Raw genomic sequence first — 26,875 nt, 5'->3', positions numbered from 1 at the left:
TTTTATTTTTCTCCCACAGATTTCAGAGATTAAGACATGAAAATCGTTTTAAAAATCTGTGAAATATGTGAGAGAATATCTTAATCCTGATTTAATAAATGATTAATCACTTCTGAAGCCGTATACAATCCGAAAATGGCAGGCATATAACTTATTGTTCCGTAAAAAGATCTTTTATAGTTGGTTCCGTCCGTCATTTTCAAACTTTCTTCATCCTGAATATCATTAGCAAAAACACAACGAACACCTTTGTCAATTTTTACTTTTTTCAGCCTTTTTCTTACCTGTCTTGCAAGGTGGCAATGTTCAGTTTTGCTGATGTCTCTTACCATTACCTTGCTTGGATCGGTTTTTCCACCGGCACCCATTGAACTTACGATTTTTATCCTTCTTCTTTTGGCCGCAATAATCAGACAAAGTTTTGGCGTTACACTGTCAATACAGTCTAAAACATAATCAAATTTTGCAGAATCCAGAACTTCATCCATTCTTTCAGGATTTAGAAACTCATTGATTTTGGTTAAATTAAGATCAGGGTTAATATCTAAAAGTCTTTCAGCTACAACTTCTACTTTATGTTTTCCTACAGTAGAACGTAAGGCAGGTAACTGTCTGTTGATATTAGTAATATCTACTGTATCACCATCCACAATCGTCATATTGCCAACTCCGGCTCTTGCAAGAAATTCAGCTGCAAAAGAACCTACGCCGCCTAAACCAACAACCAAAACAGTGGCTTTGTTCAATTTTTCCAAGCCTTCTTCTTTTACCAGAAGCTCCGTTCTTTCCAACCAGTACTTATCCATTTTTTATTGAGTGTAAATTTTCTAAAATTTGTTCATTGAGCTGCTCCAAAGAAATACCTTTTATTTCCGAAACTTTATCATACAATTCTTCGATGCTAAAATCTTCATTGTCAGTTTCTAAAAAGAATTTGTCTAATGGAGTGTTTTTTAAAATATCCTGCAAAGATAAATTATACAAAACAGCTTTTCCAAAACTCAGATAAAAATTATTGGCAAGAAGGTCTTCAGCAATTTGACGTTTTTTATTAAAACCATGAATGATCATGGGCTGTTCGGCTTTCTTTTTAAAAGAAATGACCTCATAAAATTTTCTGACACAATGAATAATCATAGGTTTTTTGACTTCATTGGCGATTCTGATCTGTCTTAAAAAAACATCTTCCTGAATTTTCTGATCTATAGAAACTAAAGAATCTAAACCACATTCACCAATGGCAAAACAATTTTGAAACATCATACTTTTCATCCATGAAAACTGTTGTTCGAGATTATTAACATCAATATCTTGGGGATGAATTCCAATAGAATAAGGGAAATCAGGCGGAATTTGCTCAATGTTCATATTGTAAATTCCGTTTCTGACATATTTCTTATGATGATGAAAATCAAAAAAATCCATGTTCAAAAGTAAGTATTTTCAGAATTAATTTAAAATTATTAAACGATCGTTTATAAATGTGTTAAAAATTTCTTAACTTTACTCAAAGTGCACTTCATGAAAAAAAAATTTACAGAAAAACAGATTCACATATTGGATATTGCAGAAGAGCTCATCGCCAAGAAAGGATATGAGGGAACTTCTGTAAGAGATATTTGTTCTAAAGCAAATATCAACGTCGCCATGATCTCTTACTACTTCGGTTCTAAAGAGAAAATGATGTCCTATCTCTATCAGTACAGAGTACTGAAAACCAGAGAAAATTTTTCAGAATTTGCAGATACCATCAAAGAAGGTAAACCTGAAATGCAATTGAGGGAAATGATTAAATATATCGTTTCTCAGCTTTTCAAGTATAATTATTTTCATGGTTTCGTGACTCAGGAACTTCGTCATACAGAGAACCTGAAAGATGAACTGCTGGATTTCTATCAGCTATTTGTGAAAAAACTGGATGAAGTCATTAAGAAAGGGGTTGCATCAGGCGTTTTTACTTTTACTCCTAAACCTGAAGATATTCTTACCATGATCATTGGATCCACTTTATTTGTCATCAGAAATAAAAATTTCTATGAGCTCTATGTTCCGAGCAAAAATGAGGAAACCTATGCAAAAGAAGCGGAGAAAAAGGTGAGAATGAATCTTTTATTAAGTGTTTTTGCAATTTTGGGATACGCTGCAGACTAAAATTACGTTAAATATTCATAAAAAAAAATCTATTGGCAAAAAAGTTATATTTTTGCAAATTAGTAAATCGGCTGTATAATCCGAAAACTGTTGAATTTTATATATGAAAAAATATATTTTAGGTCTTTTTGCTGTAGCGGTGGTTACATCTTGCGTAAGCCAGCAGGAAAGAGCAATGAGAAGTGCTGATAAAGAATTTATCTTGAAAGCAGCTAATGAAAATTTTGCTAAGAAAAAGTGGAAAAATGCATTGGCTCTTTACGACAGGCTTGCCAATCTTGTGGCGGGAACAGATGATTTTCCTAACGTAGGTTTCAACACAGCTTATGCCAACTATTATGACAAAAGCTATAAGCTGGCAGGTCACCAGTTTAAAAATTTCGCAGTAAGTTTTCCTAAAGATCCTAGAGCAGAAGAAGCAGCATATATGTCTGCATTATGTTACTATGAAGGATCTATGGATTATAACCTGGATCAGTCAAGTACAGAATTGGCCATCAATGAGCTTCAGGAGTTCCTGAACAATTATCCTAACTCTGAAAGATCTAAAAATATCAGCCAGTTAATTGATGAATTGTCTTATAAGCTAGAATTTAAAGCTTATGAAAACGGAAGACAATACTACAAAATGGGCGAGTATAAAGCAGCCAATGTAGCATTTGAAAATGTTTTGGAAGATTTTCCAAGTACAAAACTTCGTTCAAAAATCTATGACTATATCATGAAATCACGTTATGAATTGGCGATGAAATCTATATATGGTCTGAAAGATGAGCGTATTGAAAGTGCCCTTACTTATACAAAACTGGTAGAAAAAGAGCTTCCTAACACAGAATACTCTAAAACGGCAACCGATCTTAGAGAAAAACTGGAAAAAGAAAAACAGAATTTCGTAGGAGTTAAAAAAATAACTGAGGCCAGAATTGCGGCTTTAACTGCGAAACAGAAAAAAGAAGCTGAAAAACTGGCAGATAAAGATAAAACAGAACAGCAAATCAAGGATCAAATTAGTAATGAAAAGAAAGCAATGCAGTTACAGAGGGACAGTGCAGCACTTAAGACACCTCCTCCTGCGGCGACTTTCAAAATTCAAAGATAATTCGTAAATTTGCCATCTTAAAATAAAAATAATTTTCTCAAAATGAGTGTAAAAGATACAAAAGCAGAAGTAAATACAATTACTTACGACAAAGATAAGATTGAAGATAAAGTAGGTTCAATCTATGAAGCTATTGTTATCATGGGAAAGAGAGCAGAGCAGATCAATGCGGAGATCCGTACGGAACTTCACAACAAATTGGATGAATTTGCCGTTCACAATTCTACATTAGAAGAGGTTTTCGAAAACAGAGAGCAAATTGAGATCTCTAAACATTACGAAAAGCTTCCAAAGCCAACTTCAATTGCTATTGAAGAATGGTTAAACGAAGATGTTTATTTCAGAAAAACAGAAGAAAGAAAGTAATCTTCTGTATTTTAATAAATCAAGGTCATAAAGGAATTCACTTCTTTTATGACCTTTGTTGTTTTAAAGCCTCATTGTGTGGGAAAAAATAAGTACTTTAGTATTTCAAAAAATTAGAACTAAATGAGTGTTTCCGGTAAAAAGATACTTATCGCTGTCTCTGGAGGAATCGCGGCTTACAAAATCCACTTTCTGATCAGAGACTTTGTGAAGAAAGGTGCCGAAGTACAGGTTGTTATGACTCCTGATGCAGAAAACTTTGTAACGAAACTAAGTCTGTCTACATTATCCAAAAAACCAGTGTATTCGGATTTTTATAGTGATAACGGAACATGGAACAGTCATGTAGAAATGGCTCTGTGGGCGGATGTTATGATCGTTGCTCCATGTACAGCCAATACACTGTCTAAAATGGTTCACGGAATGTGTGATAACCTTGTTATTGCCACTTATATGTCTGCAAAATGCCCCGTATTCATAGCTCCTGCAATGGACCTTGATATGTATGCGCACCCTTCTACAAAAAAGAATCTGGAGCTGGCAGAAAGTTTTGGACATATTATTATTCCTGCGGAAAACGGAGAGTTGGCCAGCGGACTGATCGGACAGGGGAGAATGGCAGAACCGGCAACAATTTTTAATACTGTTGAACATTATTTTAATTCAAAAATCCATTCACGAAGCCTCGAAGGAAAAACGGTTTTAATTACTGCCGGGCCTACCTATGAAGCTATAGATCCGGTAAGATTCATCGGAAATCATTCATCTGGAAAGATGGGATTCTCTCTTGCAGAAGAAGCTTCAAAAAGAGGGGCAAAAGTAATTCTGATTTCAGGACCGAGTTTTCAAACTATTAATGATCCGAATGTTGAACTTCATAAAGTGACTTCAGCCAAAGAAATGCTGGCTAAGGTATTTGAATTTTACGACAGCATAGACATAGGAATTGCCAGTGCAGCAGTAGCAGATTATGCACCAAAAGACGTTGCCAAGGAAAAAATCAAAAAAAACGATGAAAACCTGACGATTGAATTGGTTAAAAATCCGGACATCCTAAAAACAATGGGCGAAAAGAAGACCCACCAGTTTTTGGTAGGATTTGCGCTGGAAACTCAAAATGAAGAGGAAAATGCAAAAGGAAAGCTGGAAAAGAAAAATCTGGATATGATTGTTCTCAATTCTCTTCGTGATGAAGGAGCCGGTTTTAAAAATGATACCAATAAAATCAAGATATTTACCAAAACAGAGAAGAAGGAATTCAATCTGAAATCCAAGGATGATGTAGCAAAAGATATTCTCGATTTTGTTGAGTCTCAACTTTTAAAATAATTTTAATAAATTTCCGTTCTCAATTTTTAATAGACAATGAAAAAAATTATAAGTTTATTTTTTCTGTTTTTTCTATATACTCAAAGTTTTTCTCAGGAGCTGCTGTCTACGGTACAGGTAAACTCCCAACAGCTGGGAGGAAGTAATCAGCAGGCCTATAAAGCATTGGAGAAAAGTCTCAGGGACTTTATCAATAATACCAGCTGGACAGGTAAGAAACTTCAGAATTTTGAAAAAATAAAATGTGCTTTTTCTATTGTTATTGCAGAAAGAGATGTTAACAAATTCAAAGGATCTATTGTTATTCAGGCGGTAAGACCTGTGTACAATACGACCTATGAATCTCCATTAATTAATCTTCAGGATCAGAGATTTGCTTTTGAATATATTGAAAATGAGAGTCTTATTTTTAATGAAAGACAATTCTCCGGGAAGAATCTTACTGATGTAATCAGTTTTTATATTTATGTTATTTTAGGTCTGGATGCAGATAGTTTCCAGTCTATGGGAGGATCACAATGGTATGCAAAAGCACAGCAGATTGCACAGAATTCCCAAAACAGAAACTATGAGGGCTGGAATACCATCAACGAGCCGAGAAGCCGTTCTATTTTGATTAACGAAATTATGAATCCTAACTGGAGTCAGTTACGTTCTACCATTTATACTTATCATAGAGCTGGGTTAGACAATCTTTTCAACCAGGATCAGACTGCCGGGAAAAAAGTGATTTTTGATGCCCTGATGCAATTAAAAATGTACGAAAATAATTTCCAGCAGGCGTTTTTCTTTAACCAGTTCATGGATACTAAAAGCGATGAAATTTTCAATATTTTCAATTCCGGAAATAATGGAGGATTGATTCTTAATGATCTTAAACAGACAATGATCATCCTTTCACCGAAGAATATAGAGAATAAGTGGAATAAATGGAAAGTCTAAAAATTGGTGGATAAGTTGAGAGATCGCCGGCTGATTATTAAAGGGTCATCAAAAAACATTTTCTTGCTTCAATAAGAAACATTATTGTCCGATAAAAAGGATTCATACATTTGAAAATATCAATGTTTGCAACATGAATTAGCAGTTAGTTCCCACAGGAGCTGGATTTGATCCCATCGGGATCTGCTGTTAGAAAAGAAAAATGAAATCCCCGAAAAAATAAAGCTCCGTAGGAGCGATCTGTTAATTATGCTTTAATTTAATCGGACAAGAATGAAAAAAAACTTATTTTTACAGTTCAAACTCAAATTGGATTATAACACGGATTATCAATGCTTTCGAGAATTTACATTAAAAACTTTGCCCTGATTGATACCCTTGAAGTATCATTGAAAAATGGTTTACAGGTGATTACCGGTGAAACGGGGGCAGGGAAATCTATTATCCTAGGTGCTCTTCGACTTATTTTGGGCGAAAGAGCAGATGTAAAATCAATCGCCAAAGCTGAAGAGAAAAGTGTGGTGGAAACCGAGTTTTCTCTCAACAATCAGTTTAAGAAATTCTTTATTGAAAACGATCTGGACTACGAACTTCAGACGATTATCCGAAGAGAAATACTTCCCTCAGGGAAATCCCGGGCATTTATCAATGATGTACCGGTAACCTTAGATATTCTTAGAGAGCTTTCTTCACAGCTGATTGATATCCATTCCCAATTTGAAACGTCCAATCTTTTTACCTCAGAATATCAGTTTAAAATTATCGACGGGCTTTCTGAGAATAAAAAAATCATTGAAGATTATCAACAGGAGTTTTCTGAATTTCAAACGCTGAAATTGTTGTTGAAAAAACTGAAAACCCAACTTTCAGAATCCAATAAAGAAAGCGATTATAAAGAATTTTTACTCAACGAATTGGAAGAGCTGAAGCTTGACGATGTTGATTATGAGGATATTCAGAATCAGCTTTCTATCCAGGAAAATGCAGGAATGATCTCTGAAAATGTAGGCCAGATTCTGTCAAGGTTTCATCAGGAGGAAATTGGAATTCTGTCATTCTTTAATGAAGCAACCAACAAGCTTTCAAAAATTTCCGAAATTTCTACCAGTTTTGCTGAACTTGATTCAAGGCTGGAAACCTCTTTTGTAGAGCTTAAAGACATTATCTCTGAATTGGAACATGAAGCGGAAAGAGTAGAAATCAATCCTGAAAATCTGATATATCTTACCGATCTTAATAATAAAATCAACGCTTTATTCCTTAAACATAATGTTTCAGATCTTAATGAATTGATTGAGATCAGAAATCAGCTGGCTGGAGATCAGAAAGGAGCCTCAGATCTTGAATTACAGATTGAAGAAACAGAAGAAAATATCTCTCAAAAAGAAAAAACACTTCTGAGCCTTGCTTCAAAACTTTCAAAGAACAGACATAAGAATATACCTGTTTTCATCAAAAAAGCAGAAAGTCTTCTCAAGAAATTAGGACTGGAAAAAGCAAAGGTGGATATAGAATTACAGGATGCTGATGAATTTAACCAGTTTGGAAAAGAAAATATTCAGCTGTTGTTTCAGGCTAACTCAGGCTTTCCTTTAAAACCGATTCAGACTGCTATTTCCGGCGGTGAAAGATCAAGAGTAATGCTTGCTGTAAAGAAAATTATTGCAGAAAGTGATGAGTTGCCAACCCTTATTCTGGACGAAATTGACACTGGTGTTTCAGGAAAAGTAGCTGAAGAAATCGGTAACCTGATGAGAGAAATGTCCGAAGACATGCAGTTGATTGTTATTTCCCACCTTGCACAGGTTGCTGCTAAAGGAAACGACAATTATAAGGTAGTAAAACAAGATATTTCCGGCAGAACACAATCTACCATTATTCCATTAAGCAGTGAGGAAAAACTGAACGAAATTGCTCAGTTACTTTCCGGAAGTAAAATTACGGAAGCAGCCTTAGCACAGGCAAAAGAGCTTATAGGATAATTAAATAAATCCACTTTTTTCTTAAAAAGTTGTAACATATTTTACATTATATTTACTAATGTATAAAAACTAAAATATGTTTCTAAAGTTCCTTAGGCTTGAAATCAAAAGCTTTTTTCGTGGTACATCTTTAGGGATCAATCTGACCATGAAAATTCTCCGTTTTATAGGAATTCTTTACTTTATAGGATCCCTTTTAGGAGGAGCATTTATTGCCTTTTTCTACATTCAGGAGGAAATGCACCAGGATCCTTTAAAGGTGGTTTCAAAATTCATGATTGTTGCCTGGATTATTGATCTTGTTCTTAAATATCTCTGGCAGGAAATCCCTACACAGAATATTAAGCCGTTTCTCACTCTGAATATCAGGAAGAATACATTGGTCAATTATATGCTGGCTAAGACGTTTCTTTCAGCATTCAGTTGGCTGAGTTCCTTATTCTTTATTACATTTTCACTTATTGCGTTATTCAATGGATATAGTATTCCAGGAGTATTATTATGGCTTATAGGGGCGGTTTCATTACTCTACATGAATAATTTTATCAATATCTTCTTCAATGGTAAAGAAACGCTGGCAGTTATCGTAGGAGTATGCTTTCTGGGTATAGGAGCGCTGGGGTATTATAATATTGTTCCGGTTTTGTCCTATTCTGAATTGGTTTTCTTCAGCTTGTATGAAAAACCTTACTTTGCATTGATTCCTGTTCTATTGTTTGTGATATTTTGGTGGGTATGTTTCCGCTATCTTCGCAATGAATTTTATTTGGATCAGGGGCTTGAAGCCAAGAAAACAGTCGGGAAAACAGAAAATATTGCCTTCCTTAATAAATACGGTGTTATAGGAGCATTTATCAATAATGATATCAGAATGCTGAGACGCAATAAAGTTACCAAAGGAATTCTTTTTGGAAGCTTTATGTTTCTGTTCTATGGATTGCTGATGTTTAGCTCTGCACTCTACAAAACCCCTGCAATGATGATGGTTATGGGACTTTTTGTAACAGGAGGTTTTCAGTTTCTGTTTGGGCAGCGAGTACCTGCTTTTGACAGCTCATATTTTCCATTGATGATGACCCTGAACGTTCCCTACAAAGAATATCTGAAAGCAAAATGGTGGCTGATGAATATTATAACAGCTGCTTCTGTGATCATTGCTCTCTGTTATGCCTACTTTGGCTGGGAGATCTACGTTACATTCTTCGCAGCAGGATTATACAATATAGGTGTTAACTCTCAATTTACGCTTTGGTCCGGAGCTTTCAATAAAAATCAGATCGATCTAAATTCAAAAGAGAAAAGAATGGGACAAAAAGGAAGTTTTAGTTTAATGACAATGCTTCTGCTGATTCCTAAAATGCTTCTCCCAATGGGAGTATTTGCCCTGACAAAATATCTATGGGGAATTACTGGTGGAGTAATAAGTATTGCAATTATAGGAATTATCGGCTTTTTTCTGAGAGAGAAAATCTTCGATATCATTGTAAAACAATATAAAAGAGAGAAATACAGCACATTGGAGGCATTTAAAAATATAAATTAAGCCATGATCAATATACATAATCTATCAAAAACATACGGGACAGCAACGGTTCTTAATATCGAAAATCTTGACATTCCTAAAGGAGAAACATTTGGCCTTGTAGGAAATAACGGAGCAGGAAAAACAACCCTTTTCAGCCTGATGCTGGATTTGATTCAGGCAACAACAGGGTTTGTAAGCATTGATGGCATTAAAGTCAACGAATCTGAAGCCTGGAAAAATAAAGTATCAGCATTTGTAGATGATACGTTTCTCATTGGGTATCTTACTCCGGAGGAATATTTTTATTTTCTCGGGGAGTTGAGAGGTCAGAATAAAGCATCTGTAGATGAATTCCTGAAACCTTTTCATGATTTTTTCAATGGTGAAATCCTGAAATCCGGGAAGTATGTCCGTGATCTTTCAAAAGGAAATCAGAAAAAAGTAGGAATTGTAGGAGCTATTATCGGGAATCCTGAAATTATTATTCTTGATGAGCCTTTTGCCAACCTTGATCCGTCCACCCAAATCAAACTTAAAAATCTGATTAAAGAATTATCAAAACAGGATGGCGTTACTTTTCTTATTTCCAGCCATGATCTTTCCCATACCACAGAAGTCTGCAACAGAATTGTGGTGGTGAACAAAGGTCTCATGGTAAAAGATATTCAGACTAATCCGGAAACATTGAAAGATTTGGAACAATATTTTGCAGATCAGGTTTCAGTTTCGGATATTTAATACCACAAAAATAGAGGTATGAATACAACAGAATCGCAGAATGTAACAGATTATCCCAACAGCAATACTATTTTCATGGTGTGGAAACTTAATGACAGTCCACAGCTGAAAGATGTTTTTCAGGAATTATGCGCGTTGGTGTTAAATCTTAACAATTCGGTGTTTAACCGTTTTCCGGACAGCAGAGCAAGTTGTGTCATGGGAATTGGTGCAGATGCATGGAGTAAACTGGAACTACCAAAGCCTCTGCCAAAAGAATTAGTCAATTTTAAAGAAATAAAAGGAACAAAACATACTGCTGTTTCTACTCCCGGAGATCTTCATTTTCATCTGAGAGCAGACAACAAGAGCCTTATTTTCGATATGGCGGTTGAAATATCCGGATTGTTAAGTTCTGTAGCTGAAAGTATTCTGGAGATTCATGGATTCAAATATTGGGATGCACGTTCTATTCTTGGTTTTGTAGACGGAACGGAAAACCCTCACGGGGACGATCGTGATTATTTTGGGAAAATAGGCGATGAAGATTCTCAGTATAAAGGAGGAAGTTACCTTTTTGTTCAGAAATATCTTCACAATATGGATGCCTGGAAGAGTTTGTCAACAGAAGATCAGGAGAAAGTAATTGGAAGGTCAAAGGAAAATGATATTGAAATGTCTGATGATGTAAAACCTTCGAATTCACACATTGCTTTAGCCAATATAGAAGGCGAGAATGGTGAAGAATTGAAAATCGTCAGAGATAATATGCCTTTTGGGAATCCTTCTACCAATGAGTTTGGAACTTACTTTATTGCCTATTCAAGTACATTTGAAACAACAAAAAAAATGTTGACGAATATGTTTATAGGCGATCCTCCGGGAAATTATGACAGAATTTTAGATTTCAGCACAGCAGTTACCGGAACACTTTTCTTTGTTCCTACCAGAAATATGCTTGATGAATTCTCAGGATAAAATAAAAGGCTGTCTTATTCAAGGCAGCCTTTTTTATCAGTTCTTTTTAGAGGAATTATGTCAGATTATCAGGATTGTATGAATCACACATTCCGTTTTCCACCAGGCATTCCCTTTTTTTCAGTTCACAGGGATTGGTAGTAGGTACACTGCAACACGCATAATATCCGTTGTAATGTACCAGATACATGTCGCATAGTGGTGTGTTTCCTCCCTTAATTGTTTTCAGGTTCTCTCTTTTTAACTTTTTTAGTTGTTTCATGGTACTGTCTTAATTGAGCTTAGAATTAAGCTGGACCGCCAGTATCACACATACCCACAGGAGTCAGACAAAATGCAGAAGAGTTGCAAGGATCTACATCGGGTTTTGTACAGCATGCAGAATAGCCGTTAACCTCTATTAAGTAAAGGTTACCAAGGCATGTAAAGCCACCTCCTAATACTGCTTTTAGATTTTCTCTGTCTAATTTTTTTAGATTTTTCATGGATTTAGTTTTAAATTAATTATATCCCTAATATAGGAAAAAAATGAATACAGAATATCTTTAATTAAAATATTGCTATTCAGTTTTTTATTTAAAGGTTTTTCTTTTGTTTCTCGAAATAAAAAAGTGTGGGAATTTGTAACTCTGGACAAAAAAGATCAACTTATTGTAGTAAATAATAAAATATTTTTTTTCAAGTTGTAACCTTTTTTTGTTTTGATTGTCTTTAGTATAGAAACAGCATAAGCATGAAACTTTTGTTCGGAAATAAAAAGAATGATTTGTTAAGCCTCCTGAAGAAACAGGATCCGGCTGCACAGAAGATTTTCTATGAACAGAATGTAAAGAGATTCCTGAGTGTAAGCAAAAGCTATGTAAGCGATTTGTATCAGGCCGAAGATTGTCTCATTAAAGCATTCTGTAAAATTTTTAAGCACATAGAAAGCTTCAGAGGAGAGTCGAACCTGGAAAGCTGGGCAAGAAGAATTGTCGTAAATGAATGCCTGAATTTTATCAAGAGTCATAAAACTGTTTTCTATCTGGACGAGATTAATCAATCTTTTCATGAAGATATCCATGAAGCAGAGATTGATTGTGATTTTAATGCACAAGAGCTTTTGGATCAGCTTCCCGATGCCTACAGAATGGTTTTTAACCTGTATGTGCTGGAAGAATATTCTCATCAGGAAATTGCTGATAGTTTGCAGATTTCAGTGGCTGTCAGCAAAACACAGCTGTTCAGAGCAAAAGAAAAATTAAGAAAGATCTACTTTCAACAACAAAAAAAAGTGAAAAATGAAAATGTCTAAAGATAATATTGAATTTCAGATCAAAAAGCAGATTGAGGAAAGAGAAATTGCTCCATCAAGAGATCTGTGGTCCGAAATTGAGCTTCAGAATAACAATAATAACCGTTCCAAATCAAAAATGAACTGGTTTTTAGTAGCAGCATGTTTGATTTTGACATTCAGCTTGGGAAGCGTTCTTTTTTTCCTGAATCAACCTTCCGAAACTCAGCCGGAAATTGTAACGCAAACCGGAAAAAATACTACAGAAGAAATGGTAAAAGATCCGGTTCAGAATCATGTCCCGCTGGCAGTTGAAAATAACGATAAAAAGGAGGTGAAAAAAACTCTTTCTCAGGATAAGCAAGAAGCGATTTCTCCTATGGCAATGGACCAGAATAAACTTATCCCTAAAGAAACTCTTCCTTTGAAGAAGCTGGATATCACTCAGATTTCTAATCCTAAACTCATGGCAAAAGCCGATTCTATAAAAACTCCGGTTAAAAAGAAAAAATATGTAGACCCATCCACACTTCTTTTCTCAGTAGAGCATAAAGATGTTATCGAAAAAACAAAGGATGGAAGTAACGTGGCTACTATTGATTTGAATGCCAGATAATGTATCCGTAAAAATTTAAAAATTAATAATATGATCAAGAAATTAATCGTAATGGGATTGCTGTGCTCTTTTTCAGCATCATTCTATGCACAAAAGACATTCAATATTAACCTGTCTTCTAAAAAAGATACAGAGGTAAGCCCTATTGTAAAAGAAAAAGTAGAAGAATATGCTGCAAAGATCAATAACATCATTCAGGAAGAAAAAAAGCTGATGGAAGATGAACTGGTTGTTTTGCAGGCAAGAAATCTTGATAAAGCAGATTTCGACAGAGAAAAAGCTCAGATTGCAGACCGTTATTCTGAGAAAATGGATAAAAGAATTGAGGAACTTGGATTTGATCTGGATGATGTTATTCAAAAGCAGGTAAGATATTCCCTCTTGAATACCGATGTTACCTCTAAAGAAGAGCTTAAAGAAAAATTATTGAAAAAATTCCGTCCCAGCAGAAGCTTTACAGGATATTTCTCTTATGGAATCATGACACTTACAAACAGTGAACCTGATAATGTTCTGGATAAAAACATTGGATACGCCAATAACCTGGAGTTTGGTCTGAAACTGAACTATCAGCTCAGCAGAACAAGCCCGTGGGCGGTAATTTCCGGGTTAGGATTTTCCTGGAGAACGGTAAGAGCAGATAATAATATGCTGTTTACAAGAAGTGCAGATCAGGGAGTCGCTTTGGCGCAATACAACGGAAACCTAGATAAAAGCAAATTGAGAACCGGATATATCATGGTTCCCCTTGGGATGCAGTATAATTTCTCAAAACTTAAAAATGCCGGAATGGATATCCAGTACAGAAGCTATTATACTGGTTTTAAAATTGGAGCCAATGTTTATGGAGGGGTAAAAATGTCTACGAACAATATTGTAAAAGGAAATGACGGTGAAACCAGAGACCGCGGAAACTATCAGGTGAATCCTTTTGTGTATGGAGCGCAGATAACTTTCTCATACAACAGTTTCAGCGTGTTTGTGAAAAAAGATTTCAGCAACTTCTTTAAAGACAGTTATTTCAAAAATGATAAAGCACTGATATTTGGCTTGGCCATTGGATTAGATTAAATATATTTTGACAGTAAAATGAAAAACTCCGGAAATAGTTCCCGGAGTTTTTGCTTTGTATCAGTTATAGAATCATTATTTTAAACTTCCCACCATGTCTTCAGGTTTCACCCATTCGTCAAACTGTTCAGCAGTTAACAAGCCAAGATTAATGGCTTCTTCTTTTAATGTTGTCCCATTTTTATGGGCTGTTTTTGCAATCTTAGCTGCATTTTCATATCCGATATGAGTATTTAAAGCGGTTACAAGCATTAAAGATTTGTCTACCAGTTCTTTAATTCTTTCATGGTTTGGCTCAATACCTACCGCACAGTGATCATTGAAGGAAATACATGCATCAGCAATCAGTTGGGCAGACTGTAAGAAATTATAAGCCATTACCGGTTTGAAGACATTCAGCTCGTAATTCCCCTGAGTTCCGGCAAATGAAATGGTCGTATCGTTTCCTAAAACCTGTGCGCAAACCATGGTCATCGCTTCATTCTGAGTAGGATTTACTTTCCCCGGCATAATAGAAGATCCCGGTTCATTCTCAGGAATATGAATTTCCCCGATTCCGGAACGTGGACCAGAGGCCAGTAATCTCACATCCTGAGCAATTTTATATAAAGAAACAGCCAGTTGCTTTAATGCTCCGTGAGATTCCACAATCGCATCATGCGCAGCAAGGGCTTCAAATTTATTTTCTGCGGTAACGAAAGGATGATTGGTAAATTGGGCGATATATTCAGCTACTTTTACATCATAACCGTTAGGCGTATTTAATCCTGTACCTACAGCAGTTCCTCCTAATGCAAGCTCAGAAAGGTGAGGTAATGTATTTTTTAAAGCTCTCAATCCGAATTCCAACTGAGCTACATATCCTGAAAATTCCTGTCCAAGAGTAAGTGGAGTGGCATCCATCAGGTGAGTTCTACCAATCTTTACAACATCTTTGAAAGCTTTTGACTTTTCAGCCAACGTATTTTTTAATTTTTCCACGGCTGGAATAGTTACTTCCACCACTTTTGTATACGCAGCGATATGCATCGCAGTAGGATAAGTATCATTGGAAGATTGGGATTTATTCACATCATCATTCGGGTGAATTTCAGATTTTTCACCTAATGTACCTCCGTTATTCACATGAGCTCTGTTGGAAACAACTTCATTCACATTCATGTTCGACTGAGTTCCGGAACCTGTCTGCCAGATTACCAAAGGAAACTGATCGTTAAGTTTTCCTTCCAGAATTTCATCACATACCTTAGCGATCATATCTCTTTTTTCTGCAGAAAGTACTCCCAGATCAGTGTTGGTATAAGCAGCAGCCTTTTTCAGATAAGCAAAAGCTTCGATAATTTCATGTGGCATTGAACCTTCAGGTCCTATTTTAAAATTGTTTCTGGAACGTTCCGTCTGTGCACCCCAAAGTTTATCTGCAGGTACCTGCACTTCTCCCATGGTGTCTTTTTCAATTCTGTAATTCATAGTGGTTGAAATTTGTATGATCTTTTTATTTTAAGCCATAAAAATTGTAAACATTATTTATGTTTGATGAAAAAAATAATGTTTTGGCTTTGTTTATTTAGCTTCTATAAAGGTACTTATAAACTCAGAAACCTCCAATTTATAATCATTATAAATATCATTATAAATGACTGATTTTACTCATATTTTTTTAAAGGAGGCGTACTTTTGTACAAACAAAAATTGAATGGATTTTAGATATCAGGATCCGTATCCTATTCAGAAAGATGATACGGTGTACAAGAAGCTTACATCAGACTATGTAAAGGTTGAAAAACTAGGTGAGAGAGAAATTTTAACAGTAGACCCGAAAGGATTGGAACTGTTAGCTGAAGAAGCGATGGCAGATGTTTCTTTCATGCTTCGTTCTTCGCACTTAGAAAGCCTTAGAAGAATTATTGATGATCCTGAAGCTACAGATAACGACAGATTTGTTGCTTACAACCTTTTACAAAATGCTGCAGTAGCTGTAGAGGGAGCGCTTCCTTCGTGTCAGGATACGGGAACAGCTATCGTAATGGGAAAGAAAGGAGAAAATGTATACACAGGAGTGGATGATGGAGAATACCTGAGCAAGGGAATCTTCAATACGTATCAGAAAAGAAACCTAAGATATTCTCAGGTAGTTCCTTTGACGATGTTTGATGAGAAGAATTCGGGATCTAACCTTCCTGCACAGATCGATATCTATGCTAAAAAAGGAGATTATTACGAATTCTTATTCTTGACAAAAGGAGGAGGTTCTGCGAATAAGACATTCTTATATCAGAAAACGAAATCCTTATTAAACGAAAAATCTCTTGAAGCATTTGTTAAAGAAAGAATTTCAGACCTTGGAACAGCTGCATGTCCACCATATCACTTAGCATTGGTAATCGGAGGTACTTCAGCAGAAGCCAACCTTGCAGCAGTGAAAAAAGCATCTGCAAAATATTACGATAATCTTCCGACAGAAGGAAATGAGGCCGGACAGGCATTCAGAGACCTTGAATGGGAAGCTAAAGTTCAGAAAATCTGTCAGGAAAGTGCTATCGGAGCTCAGTTTGGAGGAAAATATCTTACACACGACGTAAGAGTGATCAGACTTCCAAGGCATGCTGCATCTTGTCCGGTAGGAATGGGTGTTTCCTGTTCCGCAGACAGAAATATCAAAGGAAAAATTACAAAAGAAGGAATCTTCCTTGAACAATTAGAGCAGGATCCAAAAAGATTCTTACCAGATACTCCTCCACATTTAGAAGAAGCTGTTGAGGTTAACCTGAACAAGCCAATGCCTGAAATTCTTGCTGAACTTTCCAAATATCCGATCAAAACAAGATTAAAACTGAACGGAACACTGATCGTAGCGAGAGATATTGCTCACGCAAAAATCAAAGAAATTATCGACAGCGGGAAACCAATGCCTGAATATTTCAAAAATCACCCAATCTATTACGCTGGACCTGCAAAAACTCCGGAGGGAATGGCTTCAGGAAGTTTCGGACCTACTACTGCCGGAAGGATGGACGTTTACGTAGACGAGTTCCAGAGCCATGGTGGAAGTATGATTATGCTGGCAAAAGGAAACAGAAGTAAAGATGTTACCAATGCATGTCACAAATACGGAGGTTTCTATCTTGGATCAATCGGAGGACCGGCTGCTATTCTTGCGAAAGACAATATTGTGTCTGTAGATGTAGTAGACTTCCCGGAATTAGGAATGGAAGCGGTAAGAAAAATTGAAGTAAAAGACTTCCCTGCATTCATCATTTCCGATGATAAAGGCAATGATTTCTTCGCAAATCTGGCCCACTAATTAGTTTAAAATTAAAATAAATAAGAAAATAGAGCGCTGATCTTTTGTGTAAAAAGGAAAAAAGTTCTATTTTTGCCTAAAATCTTTAAGAGAATGATAACGATATTATCAGCATTTTGGCCGTTCTACCAGTTCCTTTGGACTATATTCTTCATTACTATGTTCTTAGTAGGATTCTGGTGTATTTTTATGTTCTTCGGATTAGTAATCCCAATGTGGCTAACTGAAGGTTTGAAAGAGTATTTCGGAAAAGTAAAGCCTTTCGATCCTGAAGATATCAGAAGAAAGCTTATTTCTGAGCAGGAAGGTGTAGAAGTTATCTATAGCGAGCCTAAAGGAAACGGACCTTTCCTTCACGATCACGGACATCATCATTAATTGATTGTCATTGCTTTTTCACCTGAATTCTGAAAAAGTAATATCAAAGCAAAACAACATATATAAACCGCTTAAGCAATTAAGCGGTTTTTCTATTTATTATTCCTCAGACTTTCAGGAGATACCCCAAATTTCTTTTTGAAAGCGCGTGTAAAGTTCTGGAGGTACTCATAACCGCATTCAATAGCAATCTCTTTGATCATAATTTCTTTATTAGTGATCAGTTTCTTTGCTTTCAACATTCTGAGCTCCGAAATATAATGAGCAATCGTTGTATGGTACTGAGTTTTAAATTCCTTTCTGATGATATTCTGGTTCAGACCAAAATATTTTCCTATTTCTTCCGCTTTTATATTCCTGTGATAATTCTCATCAATGAATTTCCTGATCATTTCGGGAGTCTTTGGAGTATCCTCGAGAATGTTTTTCTCATTAAATTGCTCAAAGATCAGGATAAGAAGTTTGATAATCTTTGCTTCTATAAATAACTTCTGCATGATTCCTTTCTTATTATAATCCAGAATCTCTTTTACAATCATATGCATCTCAACCGTCATATCCGGCGGAGTTTCTTTATGAAGGAATATAAAATTATTATGGATCATGTTTTCCAGAATCTCAGCATTCTCACGATTTAGTTCCGGATTGATGAGGTTAAAAATATATTGATAATTAATCTGAATCTGGAGATACCTCAGAATTTCCTGATTTTCTGTCCATAGTTCAGCAATACTTTCTTTAGGAGAATAATGGAGGATATATTGATTTTTCTTGAATAAAAACTGGGTGCCGCAATCATGGCCTTCTAAATTAATGCCATCACTCAACAGGAAAATAAGATTAAAACTTGACTTCCCCTCCAGCATATGAGACTTGAAGGATTGATCAGGACACAGGTCTTCCTGCATGATGATTTTGATGTCCTCGGATATGAACAAATGTCCACTTTTTGATTGACTCCTCATACAACACATTTTTACAGCCATGGTACAACTTCTTAAGATAAAAGTCCTTCGCAGGATAACCAAAAGTTCGAAAATGATAACTCGGGGTTAATAATGTGAGGTACTTTTGCGCAAAATTAAATTAAATTTAGAATAATTAAAAATAATATTTCATATGTTTAAAGATTTACATTTTGCAATTCAGAAAATCAGAACGGGATTAGTGCTGCTAACCGTTGCTGGAAGCTATATGTATGCCCAGCAATGGGAAAATGTAGGAGGCATTCAGGATGTATCTGCAGGAGGAAGCAGTTTTAACAATCTTGTTATTGATAACTCAGGAAACTATTATCTGTCATATTATGATGTTTCAGTAGCTAAAGGCTCCGTTCAGAAATTTAACGGGAACTCATGGTCTTACTTAGGGGGAACACCCGGAGTTACTACAGGAACTGCCACTTACAACTCCTTGTCTATAAGTCCAAACGGAAACAGTATTTATTATACCAATCAGCTTGGTTATCCAGGCTCCGGGATGGAAGTACGTTTATTTACAGGCTCTTTATGGTCTCAGCTTCCTAATGCTACAGACAGCTCGGTAAATTATCAGGCTTCTGCAGTATCCTCAGATAATATTATATTCACTTATGGATCTTACGGTTCCGGAACAGTAAAAAAATATTCCGGAGGTGCATGGGAACAGGTAGGAAATGCAGGTTTTTCAGGAGGTGCTGAATTTGCTGAAATGGTAATAGGAACCAATAATACAGTGTATACCTGCAATGTTTCCGGAGGGATAAAAGTATATCAGAACAGTACGGATGCAAGTTCAACACAAAACTGGAGTTTGGTAGGAGGAGCGGCAGCTGATGCTTCTTCGTCAGGGGAACAGTACAATGCTGATATTGCTTTGGATGGGGCGAACAGAATCTATGTAGCGTATGTATCCAACTCTGGGGGAGGAAAAAAAGTGAATGTCAAGAAATTTGACGGAAACTCCTGGGTACAGGTTGGAAATGCCAACTTCTCAGAGGGAAGAGTACAGCATGTTGCGTTAGCCGTAACAGAATCCGGAAAACCTTATGTAGTGGCCAGCCGTTTTGAAAATGATAACTTCCTGAGAAATACGGTTTATAAACTAGATGACACTCAGAATTGGGCTCCATTTGGAGGAGATTTTGTTTCAGATGGCGAAGCAAAATACAATGATTTGGCAATAGATAAGGCACAAAATTATCTTGTTTTGGCTTATTCTGACAATACAACAAAGGTGAAAAGAATTTCTCTGAACCTTAATCCACAAACATGCAGCAATACAGATCCAGGAGCCAATGTAGGTGATATTGGTTGTGTAAGTTTTATGTATCGCGGACAGCAGGTTGCTTATACTACGGTAAGAGGAGCAGACGGAAAAATCTGGCTTCAGCAGAACCTTGGAAGTACGCAGGTGGCTTCATCAGTAGCGGATGCGAATTCTTATGGAGACCTTTTCCAATGGGGAAGATGGGATGACGGGCATCAACTTAGAAGTTCTCAGATCGTGCAGGCACCATCACCTAACACTCCGGAAGGAACAAGTACCACCGTGGGTGGCTATGTTGCAGGATCTCCGGCATGGTGGGCAAATTTTGCAAGTGGAGATACATGGAATGGGACATCACTTGCAGATGTAAATGCTTCTGCAGGTATAGATCCTTGTAAAGCAATAGGTGCAGACTGGAAAATGCCTTCTCAGGCAGACTGGACAACTTTAATAGGAGCAGAAAGTATTTCTAACCCTACAGCTGCTTATAACAGTCATCTTAAATTACCTGCAGGAGGTTATAGAAGCTCCAGTGATGGGAACTTTACTTTTGTAGGGCAAAGAGGGTATTTCTGGAGCTCTGATACATCAAGTTTAGGAGGGAAATATCTGTATATCGGATCCACGATTGCCAATCCATCTGCTGGTGCTATGAGAGGGCAGGGTGCTTCAGTAAGATGTATCAAGCCTACCTCTTCTTTGAGTACTTCAGAAACCAAACTGAATCAACCTGTAATTGGAATGTATCCTAACCCTACAAAAGGAATTCTTATGGTTAAAGCTGATTCAGGAATTGAAAAAGTAAATGTTGTCAACGCAGTAGGACAAAGAATGAATGTACAGTTCTCAGATAATCAGATCAACATGACTGAACTTCCTTCAGGATTGTATATTGTAGAATTAAAATTAAAGAATGGACAATCCATTTCTAAAAAGATTATAAAAAATTAAGCGAAATTCAATACCAAAGATTTTTGCCAAAAGGAATTAGTTCATTACAATTACTTTTATTGGAAGGCTCATGAAATTTCATGAGTCTTTTTTTATTTTGTTTTTCCCGAAAAATGGAAATATTTAACAAAAACTGGCTCAAAATAAAGGTTATGAATAAAAAATAACACTATATTCGATAAAAAATAAGACATGAGAAAATTTTATTCCGTTGTTTTTCTGCTGATTACAATGTACGTTTTTGGGCAGATTAACTATACAATTTCTCCTAATCCATTCAATGAAACAGATGCCATTACGCTTACGGTTCCTGGGGATCAGATTGATGAATCTGCATGGGGAGTTTCCAATAATGCCATTTATATGTGGACCTGGTCGTTTGATACCAATTATCAGAATAGTCAGAATTGTCCTACTAATGGCAGCTGGAATAATTCCAATGATTTGAATAAGCTGAATTATAATGCTGCAACAGACAGCTATTCACTTACTTTTACTCCAACAACATTCTTCGGAAGAACAGGAATCGGAAGATTTGGATTTTTATTAAAAGATAAAACAGGTTCCCATCAGACTTCACCTGACATTTTTGTAAACGTAGGGACTTTAAGTTTAAGCCTTACCAATCCACTGGCCAATAGCCTTACTACTGTTCCTGTTGGGAATTCTATCAATATTACAGCTACAGCCAATAACAATGCTATATTTCAGTTAAAAGCCAACGGAGCTGTTGTTAATTCTACAACAACTCCTTCACAATCTTATTCTTATAATTATACGGTCACTCAGGATGCCAGCATGGAGCTTGTAGCAACACAGGGAACCAATTCTAAAACGGCAACATTTATCTTACAGGTTCCTAGAAATGTGGTTTCTGAAGCAATACCAAACTGGATCAGACAGGGAATCAATTATCACCCCACAGATCCTACCAAAGTGGGATTAGCACTATATGCTCCGGGCAAAAGCTTTGTGCATGTCATCGGAAGTTTCAATAACTGGGCGGTGAATGATACTTATTTAATGAAAAAAGATACCACAAATCCTGATCTGTACTGGATTGAGCTCAATGGAATTACTCCTCAGCAGCTTTATACCTTCCAATACAGAACCAATGATTTGAGGAAAGTAGCAGATCCTTATTCTCCACAAATTCTATCTTCTTACGATGATCAGTGGATTTCAGCTTCTACTTATCCGAACTTACCAGCATTTCCTGCCGGACAGGGTTTTGAAGTCTCAACATTTAAAACCGGACAGACCGCTTATAACTGGCAGGTAACCAATTTTCAGAGACCTGCAAAACAAGATCTGGTAGTCTATGAATTATTATTGAGAGACTTTACACAGGAAAAGAACTGGCAGTCACTGATTGATAAAATCCTGTATTTAAAGAACTTAAAAATCAATGCTATAGAATTGCTTCCCATCATGGAATTTGATGGAAATCTTTCATGGGGATACAATACTTCTTTCCATTATGCCTTAGATAAAGCGTATGGAACTCCGGAAAAATTCAAAGAATTTGTAGATCTATGCCATCAGAACGGAATTGCAGTGATTCTGGATGTGGCTTTTAACCACGCTACAGGACGTTCTCCTTTAGTAAGACTTTGGAATGTAGATCCGGATGGTGATGGCTATGGCGATGTTGCACCGAACAATCCTTACTTTAATCAGGTTCCGAAACATTCTTACAATGTCTTCAATGATTTTAACCACACAAGCCCTTCAACGCAATATTACGTTGAAAGATGCCTTCAACAATGGCTGACAGAATACCACATAGACGGCTTCCGTTGGGATTTAACCAAAGGGTTTACGCAAAGCTGTTCTGAAAACGATGAGGCCTGTACCAATGCCTATCAGCAGGACAGAGTGGATATCATGAAAAATTATGCTGACAAACAATGGGCCATTGACCCCAATTCTTATATGATCTTCGAACATCTGGGAACAGATGCAGAAGAGCAGCAATGGGCCAACTACAGAATTGCAGAAGGAAAAGGAGTTATGCTTTGGAATAAACAGACAGACCCTTACAATCAGAATACAATGGGATATCAGGAAAATAGCAATTATGACCGCATGAATCACAGTCTTCACGGCTTCACCAATATGAGTGCTGTAGGCTATGGAGAAAGCCATGACGAAGAAAGATTGATGTTTAAAAACCTTGCCTATGGCGCAATCAATGGAAGTTATAATGTGAAAGATCTGAATACCGCTCTTGAAAGAATGAAAACTTTCGGTGCAACCTTCTTTACCATTCCTGGTCCGAAAATGATCTGGCAGTTTGGAGAATTAGGATATGAATTCAGTATCAACAGATGTGCGAATGGTACTATAGACAATGGATGTAGAACCGATGAGAAACCTGTTGCATTCACTTTAGGATATGATACCAATGCAAACAGAAAGGCAGTATATGATACATGGGCAAAAATCATCAATATCAGAAATACCCATCAGGTTTTTAAATCTAAAACCTACAGTATAGAATCCAATAACCTTACGAACGATCCTACCGGCCTGATCACAAGAATTTATGTGTATGATGCCGCTATTACAACAGGAATAAAGAATGTGGTAGTGTTGGCCAATTATACTACTTCCGCGCAGAATGTTGTGCCTTATTTTCCTTACACAGGTCAATGGCAGAATCTGATGGACAACAGTATTTCGAATATAGCTTCCACAACAACTCCGATCACTTTACAGCCAGGAGAATTCAGGATCTTTGGAAATTATGCTGGCGCTCTATCAACAGTAGATACCACTGCAACCAACAAATTATCCCTTCAGATTGCAGATAATCCGGTTCGAAACGGAATCGCTAAACTGGTTTTCAGTAAAGCAAAAAATGGTGAGATTTCAATTTTTGATATGACCGGTAAAAGAATGGATTCTTTTAAACTGGATAAAGAGAACGGAGCTTATAATATGAAAGTTAGTTATCCGGCAGGAACCTATCTGGTACAGCTGAAATCAGACACAGGAATAGCGATTCAAAAGATGATGATTCAATAAAAAAAAATTATAAAGTTGTTGATTTATAGTATATTGATCCATTAAGAGCTATTTGAGAAATAAAGTATCGTTAAGATGGATCATTCTGATTTTTAAGCTTAAAGCGAAGCTTATCTTAATACTCTTAAACTCTTATTAAATCTTAATGGTTCAAAAATAAAAGTGTAAACAAGTTCTATAAAATAATAAAAGGCAAATTTGCAGCAGAGCAGATTTGCCTTTTTTTGTACATTTAAAAAAATAGTCTACTTTTGCAGTAGATTTATCAAGAAAGGTGGAGGGATTTGGCCCGGTGAAACCTTAGCAACCTACACGTTTCCAGAAGTGTAAAGGTGCTAATTCCAACCCTTAGGGGGAGATAAGTGAAGTCAATACTCTATATGAATTCCATTTCTTGATGTCTTGTGTATCTGCGGAAAGATCCGTCAGATTCGTATTATTAATTGGCAAGAACAAAATGAAAAAATTAAGCACAGCTGTATTATTGCTTGGAGCAATTCTGGTCGCTGCTCAGGAAAGTGAGGAAAAAGGAAAAGAGATCGAAGATATTATCATCGTCGGAAACCGTAATGTCAAAAGAACAAAACTGGAGACACCAGTTCCTGTAGATGTAATCAACATCGATAAAATCCAGAGAAGTTCTCCGCAAATGACTGCTCAGGATCTTCTGAATTATGTGATTCCATCGTTTAATGCAGTGAGACAGTCTGCTTCAGATGGTACAGAACATATTGATCCCGTAACTTTAAGAGGAATGGGACCCGATCAGGTTTTGGTTTTGCTTAACGGAAAAAGAAGGCATTCTACGTCTTTGGTAAATTATCAGAATACGGTAGGAAATGGCTCTGTAGGAACAGATCTGAGCACTATTCCCGTAATTGCAATTGATAGGATAGAAGTGTTAAGAGACGGAGCTGCTGCACAATATGGTTCTGATGCCATTGCAGGAGTAATCAATATAATTCTTAAGAAAAATACGGGAGCTTCGGCAAGCCTTACCTATGGATTAACCGGAAGAAATGATGGTGATACTTACCAGGCAGGAGTTAATTATGGAGCCTCATTAGGAAAGAAAGAAGGCTATATTAATCTTTCATTACAGCTAAGTCACAGAGGAAAAACCACTAGAACGCAAAATCACGACCTGGATATTTTCGGAGATAATTTTGCCTATGAATTTGCAGGGGACGCAGAAGCCATAAAAGCTGCCAGAGCCGCAGATGATGCAGAACTTGCAAAAAGAGGATTAACGCGTGATGATTTTAATTTTCAGATCGGAGATGCCCAGATCAGACAGGGACAGCTGTTTTTCAATTCAGAATATCCTTTTAATGACAATTTTAAAGTGTATTCTTTTGGAGGATTCAGCATCAAAGAAGGAAATGGTTTTGGTTTCAGAAGACTTCCGAGCGAAAAATCTAATGTAGTTTCGTCCATTTACCCGAACGGATTTCAGGCTACTCTGGCCTCTCAGGTATACGATGTTTCTTATGCTGTAGGAGCAAAATATAATGTTAACGACTGGTTTTTTGACCTTAGTAATACCTTTGGAAGCAATACCTTCAATTATAATGTAAACAATACGAATAATGCTTCTTTGGGAGCAAAATCTCCAACCCGTTTTTATGCCGGAGCGCATAGCTTTCTTCAAAATACCATTAATCTTGATGTTTCCAAAAATATAAACCGTTTCAATATTGCATTTGGAGGAGAATTCAGATTTGAACAATACCAGATCAAGGCAGGTGATGAAGCTTCTTATACCCAATATGACATCAATGGAAACGTTGCCACTGAAGGATCAACAGTGCTTGGTGCGGGAGGATCTCAATCTTTTATCGGATTTTCTCCCAATAATGCATTGAAGAAAGACAGGCATTCCACCGCAGTATATGCAGATGTTTCCTATGATTTAGATAAAAAATTAAATATTGATGCGGCGGCAAGATTTGAAAATTATTCAGATTTTGGAAATACACTGAACGGAAAACTTGCGGTACGATATGAATTTGTAAAAAACTATGCGGTAAGAGCTGCGGTAGGAACAGGATTCAGAGCACCATCATTGCAACAGCAGTATTTTAATAACTCTTATGCTGATATTTCTACTTCAGGCGAGAAGATTGTCACAAAGGGAATCTTTAGCAATGACAGCAAAGCTGCTGAAATTCTCGGATTTGATAAACTTAAACAGGAAACCTCTGTAAACGGAAGTGCCGGATTTACTTTAAAACCTGTAAAAGGACTGTTGATAACCGTAGATGGATATATCATTAAAGTAAAAGACAGAATCGTTATTACCGGAAATATAACAGATCCAAGATTGTCAGATCCAGCGATAGTAGGACAGGGAAATGAGGTAGAGAGCGGAAGATTTTTTGCCAATGCTATCGATACCGAAACAAAAGGAGTTGATGTCGTAGTAACCTATGACTGGATTCTTGGCAATGGAAAATTAAATATCAATCTTGCTGGAAACTATACTGAAACCAAAATCACAGATTTCCATTTTCCGGAAAACTTAGGAACGCCTCAGGAACAGTTTTTTGGTCCGGATCAGATCAACATCATTGAAACCCTTTCACCCAAAATAAAAGCTTCATTAGGATTAAATTATGGAATCGGGAAGTTCAATTTTCTCGTAAGAAATACCTATTTTGGTAAAGTAATAAGAGATGGCTATCCGTTTGGAGACGTGCAGGAATTCTCACCAAAGATAGTTACTGACATTAGTGTTGGGTATGATTTCACAAAAAACATCAATTTTACGGTAGGAGCTAACAATGTATTTGATGTCTTCCCGGACCGCCAGATTTATGAAAATTCATATTATGGAGTATTCAAATATGCACCGGTCCAGATGGGAACACTGGGGAATTATTTCTTCGGAAGGCTTAATTTTAATTTTTAATCAGT

General features: G+C 36.5%; 23 protein-coding genes and 1 riboswitch. Of the genes, 17 read left to right on the top strand and 6 right to left on the bottom strand.

What is annotated here, in order from left to right; translation table 11 throughout:
* Positions 1-80 precede the first annotated feature (80 nt).
* Together ACKTTZ_RS06695 and ACKTTZ_RS06690 are read right to left on the bottom strand one after the other, a co-directional pair.
* Positions 81-806: a ThiF family adenylyltransferase gene (locus ACKTTZ_RS06695; protein ID WP_034692724.1), complete on the bottom strand. Its 726-nt coding sequence runs from the start codon at positions 804-806 to the stop codon at positions 81-83.
* On the bottom strand, positions 799-1,425 hold the full coding sequence (locus ACKTTZ_RS06690) for a TatD family hydrolase (RefSeq protein WP_407847926.1): 627 nt from the start codon (positions 1,423-1,425) through the stop codon (positions 799-801). The genes ACKTTZ_RS06695 and ACKTTZ_RS06690 overlap by 8 nt, the downstream gene beginning before the upstream one ends.
* Positions 1,426-1,521: 96 nt before the next feature.
* Between ACKTTZ_RS06690 and ACKTTZ_RS06685 the strand changes: the two genes are divergently transcribed.
* The 9 genes from ACKTTZ_RS06685 to ACKTTZ_RS06645 all read left to right on the top strand — a co-directional run bounded on the left by ACKTTZ_RS06685 (position 1,522) and on the right by ACKTTZ_RS06645 (position 11,089).
* The gene (locus ACKTTZ_RS06685) at positions 1,522-2,151 is read left to right on the top strand and encodes a TetR/AcrR family transcriptional regulator (protein ID WP_034692722.1); all 630 of its coding nucleotides are present in this window, start codon (positions 1,522-1,524) and stop codon (positions 2,149-2,151) included.
* A 103-nt stretch (positions 2,152-2,254) separates the two neighbouring features.
* A complete protein-coding gene (locus ACKTTZ_RS06680) occupies positions 2,255-3,250 on the top strand; it encodes an outer membrane protein assembly factor BamD (RefSeq protein WP_034692721.1) in 996 nt (331 codons plus the stop codon).
* 42 nt (positions 3,251-3,292) lie between these two features.
* Positions 3,293-3,616: a DNA-directed RNA polymerase subunit omega gene (locus tag ACKTTZ_RS06675; RefSeq protein WP_034681463.1), complete on the top strand. Its 324-nt coding sequence runs from the start codon at positions 3,293-3,295 to the stop codon at positions 3,614-3,616.
* A 123-nt stretch (positions 3,617-3,739) separates the two neighbouring features.
* Complete coding sequence (coaBC, locus tag ACKTTZ_RS06670; protein ID WP_034692720.1) at positions 3,740-4,945, top strand: bifunctional phosphopantothenoylcysteine decarboxylase/phosphopantothenate--cysteine ligase CoaBC; 1,206 nt, start codon at positions 3,740-3,742, stop codon at positions 4,943-4,945.
* A 36-nt stretch (positions 4,946-4,981) separates the two neighbouring features.
* Complete coding sequence (locus ACKTTZ_RS06665) at positions 4,982-5,887, top strand: DUF4835 family protein (RefSeq protein WP_034692718.1); 906 nt, start codon at positions 4,982-4,984, stop codon at positions 5,885-5,887.
* A 332-nt stretch (positions 5,888-6,219) separates the two neighbouring features.
* Positions 6,220-7,869 carry a DNA repair protein RecN gene (locus tag ACKTTZ_RS06660; RefSeq protein WP_034692716.1) on the top strand — a complete coding sequence of 550 codons (1,650 nt, stop codon included), beginning with the start codon at positions 6,220-6,222 and terminating at the stop codon, positions 7,867-7,869.
* Positions 7,870-7,945: 76 nt separating this feature from the next.
* Complete coding sequence (locus ACKTTZ_RS06655; protein ID WP_407847922.1) at positions 7,946-9,412, top strand: DUF5687 family protein; 1,467 nt, start codon at positions 7,946-7,948, stop codon at positions 9,410-9,412.
* A gap of 3 nt (positions 9,413-9,415) precedes the next feature.
* Positions 9,416-10,132 carry an ABC transporter ATP-binding protein gene (locus ACKTTZ_RS06650; protein WP_034692713.1) on the top strand — a complete coding sequence of 239 codons (717 nt, stop codon included), beginning with the start codon at positions 9,416-9,418 and terminating at the stop codon, positions 10,130-10,132.
* Positions 10,133-10,150: 18 nt separating this feature from the next.
* Positions 10,151-11,089, top strand: coding sequence for a Dyp-type peroxidase (locus tag ACKTTZ_RS06645; protein WP_253316609.1), 939 nt, complete (start codon positions 10,151-10,153; stop codon positions 11,087-11,089).
* A 55-nt stretch (positions 11,090-11,144) separates the two neighbouring features.
* Here ACKTTZ_RS06645 and ACKTTZ_RS06640 read toward each other — a convergent pair whose 3' ends face one another.
* Positions 11,145-11,351 (bottom strand): hypothetical protein, encoded by a 207-nt coding sequence (locus tag ACKTTZ_RS06640; protein ID WP_081906386.1) that lies wholly within the window; start codon positions 11,349-11,351, stop codon positions 11,145-11,147.
* Positions 11,352-11,376: 25 nt separating this feature from the next.
* On the bottom strand, positions 11,377-11,574 hold the full coding sequence (locus ACKTTZ_RS06635; RefSeq protein ID WP_034692710.1) for a bacteriocin-like protein: 198 nt from the start codon (positions 11,572-11,574) through the stop codon (positions 11,377-11,379).
* Between the two features lie 248 nt (positions 11,575-11,822).
* Between ACKTTZ_RS06635 and ACKTTZ_RS06630 the strand changes: the two genes are divergently transcribed.
* From ACKTTZ_RS06630 to ACKTTZ_RS06620, 3 genes are read left to right on the top strand one after another with little or no spacing between them, the layout of a single operon-like run.
* Complete coding sequence (locus tag ACKTTZ_RS06630) at positions 11,823-12,383, top strand: RNA polymerase sigma factor (RefSeq protein WP_034692708.1); 561 nt, start codon at positions 11,823-11,825, stop codon at positions 12,381-12,383.
* Entirely contained in the window at positions 12,370-12,978 is a 609-nt protein-coding gene (locus ACKTTZ_RS06625; protein WP_253316608.1) for a hypothetical protein, read from the top strand. The genes ACKTTZ_RS06630 and ACKTTZ_RS06625 overlap by 14 nt, the downstream gene beginning before the upstream one ends.
* Positions 12,979-13,008: 30 nt before the next feature.
* On the top strand, positions 13,009-14,049 hold the full coding sequence (locus tag ACKTTZ_RS06620; protein WP_407847919.1) for a porin family protein: 1,041 nt from the start codon (positions 13,009-13,011) through the stop codon (positions 14,047-14,049).
* Between the two features lie 75 nt (positions 14,050-14,124).
* On the opposite strand, the gene fumC is transcribed toward ACKTTZ_RS06620, so the two are convergent.
* Positions 14,125-15,519 carry a class II fumarate hydratase gene (fumC, locus tag ACKTTZ_RS06615; protein WP_253316607.1) on the bottom strand — a complete coding sequence of 465 codons (1,395 nt, stop codon included), beginning with the start codon at positions 15,517-15,519 and terminating at the stop codon, positions 14,125-14,127.
* Between the two features lie 226 nt (positions 15,520-15,745).
* Here fumC and ACKTTZ_RS06610 point away from each other — a divergent pair, with 226 nt between their 5' ends.
* Together ACKTTZ_RS06610 and ACKTTZ_RS06605 are read left to right on the top strand one after the other, a co-directional pair.
* Complete coding sequence (locus ACKTTZ_RS06610) at positions 15,746-17,353, top strand: fumarate hydratase (protein WP_034692704.1); 1,608 nt, start codon at positions 15,746-15,748, stop codon at positions 17,351-17,353.
* Between the two features lie 93 nt (positions 17,354-17,446).
* The gene (locus tag ACKTTZ_RS06605) at positions 17,447-17,731 is read left to right on the top strand and encodes a hypothetical protein (RefSeq protein ID WP_170872059.1); all 285 of its coding nucleotides are present in this window, start codon (positions 17,447-17,449) and stop codon (positions 17,729-17,731) included.
* A 92-nt stretch (positions 17,732-17,823) separates the two neighbouring features.
* Here ACKTTZ_RS06605 and ACKTTZ_RS06600 read toward each other — a convergent pair whose 3' ends face one another.
* The gene (locus ACKTTZ_RS06600; RefSeq protein WP_185103630.1) at positions 17,824-18,696 is read right to left on the bottom strand and encodes a helix-turn-helix transcriptional regulator; all 873 of its coding nucleotides are present in this window, start codon (positions 18,694-18,696) and stop codon (positions 17,824-17,826) included.
* A gap of 154 nt (positions 18,697-18,850) precedes the next feature.
* Between ACKTTZ_RS06600 and ACKTTZ_RS06595 the strand changes: the two genes are divergently transcribed.
* The 3 genes from ACKTTZ_RS06595 to ACKTTZ_RS06585 all read left to right on the top strand — a co-directional run bounded on the left by ACKTTZ_RS06595 (position 18,851) and on the right by ACKTTZ_RS06585 (position 26,870).
* Entirely contained in the window at positions 18,851-20,929 is a 2,079-nt protein-coding gene (locus tag ACKTTZ_RS06595; protein ID WP_407847915.1) for a T9SS type A sorting domain-containing protein, read from the top strand.
* A 192-nt stretch (positions 20,930-21,121) separates the two neighbouring features.
* Entirely contained in the window at positions 21,122-23,959 is a 2,838-nt protein-coding gene (locus tag ACKTTZ_RS06590) for an alpha-amylase family glycosyl hydrolase (protein WP_407847913.1), read from the top strand.
* 259 nt (positions 23,960-24,218) lie between these two features.
* A riboswitch (SAM riboswitch) is annotated at positions 24,219-24,324 on the top strand.
* 92 nt (positions 24,325-24,416) lie between these two features.
* Positions 24,417-26,870 carry a TonB-dependent receptor plug domain-containing protein gene (locus ACKTTZ_RS06585; RefSeq protein WP_407847911.1) on the top strand — a complete coding sequence of 818 codons (2,454 nt, stop codon included), beginning with the start codon at positions 24,417-24,419 and terminating at the stop codon, positions 26,868-26,870.
* Positions 26,871-26,875: the final 5 nt, after the last annotated feature.

Source organism: Chryseobacterium sp. KCF3-3 (assembly GCF_045865955.1).
Taxonomy (GTDB): Bacteria; Bacteroidota; Bacteroidia; order Flavobacteriales; family Weeksellaceae; genus Chryseobacterium.
This window is presented reverse-complemented; position numbering and strand designations above follow the sequence as displayed.

Excerpts from the sequence above, each read along its gene's own strand:
- ACKTTZ_RS06610 (WP_034692704.1), top strand. The coding sequence starts at position 15,746 with ATGGATTTTAGATATCAGGATCCGTATCCTATTCAGAAAGATGATACG.
- ACKTTZ_RS06630 (WP_034692708.1), top strand. The coding sequence starts at position 11,823 with ATGAAACTTTTGTTCGGAAATAAAAAGAATGATTTGTTAAGCCTCCTG.
- ACKTTZ_RS06590 (WP_407847913.1), top strand. The coding sequence starts at position 21,122 with ATGAGAAAATTTTATTCCGTTGTTTTTCTGCTGATTACAATGTACGTT.
- ACKTTZ_RS06690 (WP_407847926.1), bottom strand. The coding sequence starts at position 1,425 with ATGGATTTTTTTGATTTTCATCATCATAAGAAATATGTCAGAAACGGA.
- ACKTTZ_RS06635 (WP_034692710.1), bottom strand. The coding sequence starts at position 11,574 with ATGAAAAATCTAAAAAAATTAGACAGAGAAAATCTAAAAGCAGTATTA.
- ACKTTZ_RS06600 (WP_185103630.1), bottom strand. The coding sequence starts at position 18,696 with ATGAGGAGTCAATCAAAAAGTGGACATTTGTTCATATCCGAGGACATC.
- ACKTTZ_RS06665 (WP_034692718.1), top strand. The coding sequence starts at position 4,982 with ATGAAAAAAATTATAAGTTTATTTTTTCTGTTTTTTCTATATACTCAA.
- ACKTTZ_RS06660 (WP_034692716.1), top strand. The coding sequence starts at position 6,220 with ATGCTTTCGAGAATTTACATTAAAAACTTTGCCCTGATTGATACCCTT.
- ACKTTZ_RS06625 (WP_253316608.1), top strand. The coding sequence starts at position 12,370 with ATGAAAATGTCTAAAGATAATATTGAATTTCAGATCAAAAAGCAGATT.
- fumC (WP_253316607.1), bottom strand. The coding sequence starts at position 15,519 with ATGAATTACAGAATTGAAAAAGACACCATGGGAGAAGTGCAGGTACCT.
- coaBC (WP_034692720.1), top strand. The coding sequence starts at position 3,740 with ATGAGTGTTTCCGGTAAAAAGATACTTATCGCTGTCTCTGGAGGAATC.
- ACKTTZ_RS06605 (WP_170872059.1), top strand. The coding sequence starts at position 17,447 with ATGATAACGATATTATCAGCATTTTGGCCGTTCTACCAGTTCCTTTGG.
- ACKTTZ_RS06695 (WP_034692724.1), bottom strand. The coding sequence starts at position 806 with ATGGATAAGTACTGGTTGGAAAGAACGGAGCTTCTGGTAAAAGAAGAA.
- ACKTTZ_RS06685 (WP_034692722.1), top strand. The coding sequence starts at position 1,522 with ATGAAAAAAAAATTTACAGAAAAACAGATTCACATATTGGATATTGCA.
- ACKTTZ_RS06675 (WP_034681463.1), top strand. The coding sequence starts at position 3,293 with ATGAGTGTAAAAGATACAAAAGCAGAAGTAAATACAATTACTTACGAC.
- ACKTTZ_RS06650 (WP_034692713.1), top strand. The coding sequence starts at position 9,416 with ATGATCAATATACATAATCTATCAAAAACATACGGGACAGCAACGGTT.
- ACKTTZ_RS06595 (WP_407847915.1), top strand. The coding sequence starts at position 18,851 with ATGTTTAAAGATTTACATTTTGCAATTCAGAAAATCAGAACGGGATTA.
- ACKTTZ_RS06585 (WP_407847911.1), top strand. The coding sequence starts at position 24,417 with ATGAAAAAATTAAGCACAGCTGTATTATTGCTTGGAGCAATTCTGGTC.
- ACKTTZ_RS06645 (WP_253316609.1), top strand. The coding sequence starts at position 10,151 with ATGAATACAACAGAATCGCAGAATGTAACAGATTATCCCAACAGCAAT.
- ACKTTZ_RS06655 (WP_407847922.1), top strand. The coding sequence starts at position 7,946 with ATGTTTCTAAAGTTCCTTAGGCTTGAAATCAAAAGCTTTTTTCGTGGT.
- ACKTTZ_RS06620 (WP_407847919.1), top strand. The coding sequence starts at position 13,009 with ATGATCAAGAAATTAATCGTAATGGGATTGCTGTGCTCTTTTTCAGCA.
- ACKTTZ_RS06680 (WP_034692721.1), top strand. The coding sequence starts at position 2,255 with ATGAAAAAATATATTTTAGGTCTTTTTGCTGTAGCGGTGGTTACATCT.
- ACKTTZ_RS06640 (WP_081906386.1), bottom strand. The coding sequence starts at position 11,351 with ATGAAACAACTAAAAAAGTTAAAAAGAGAGAACCTGAAAACAATTAAG.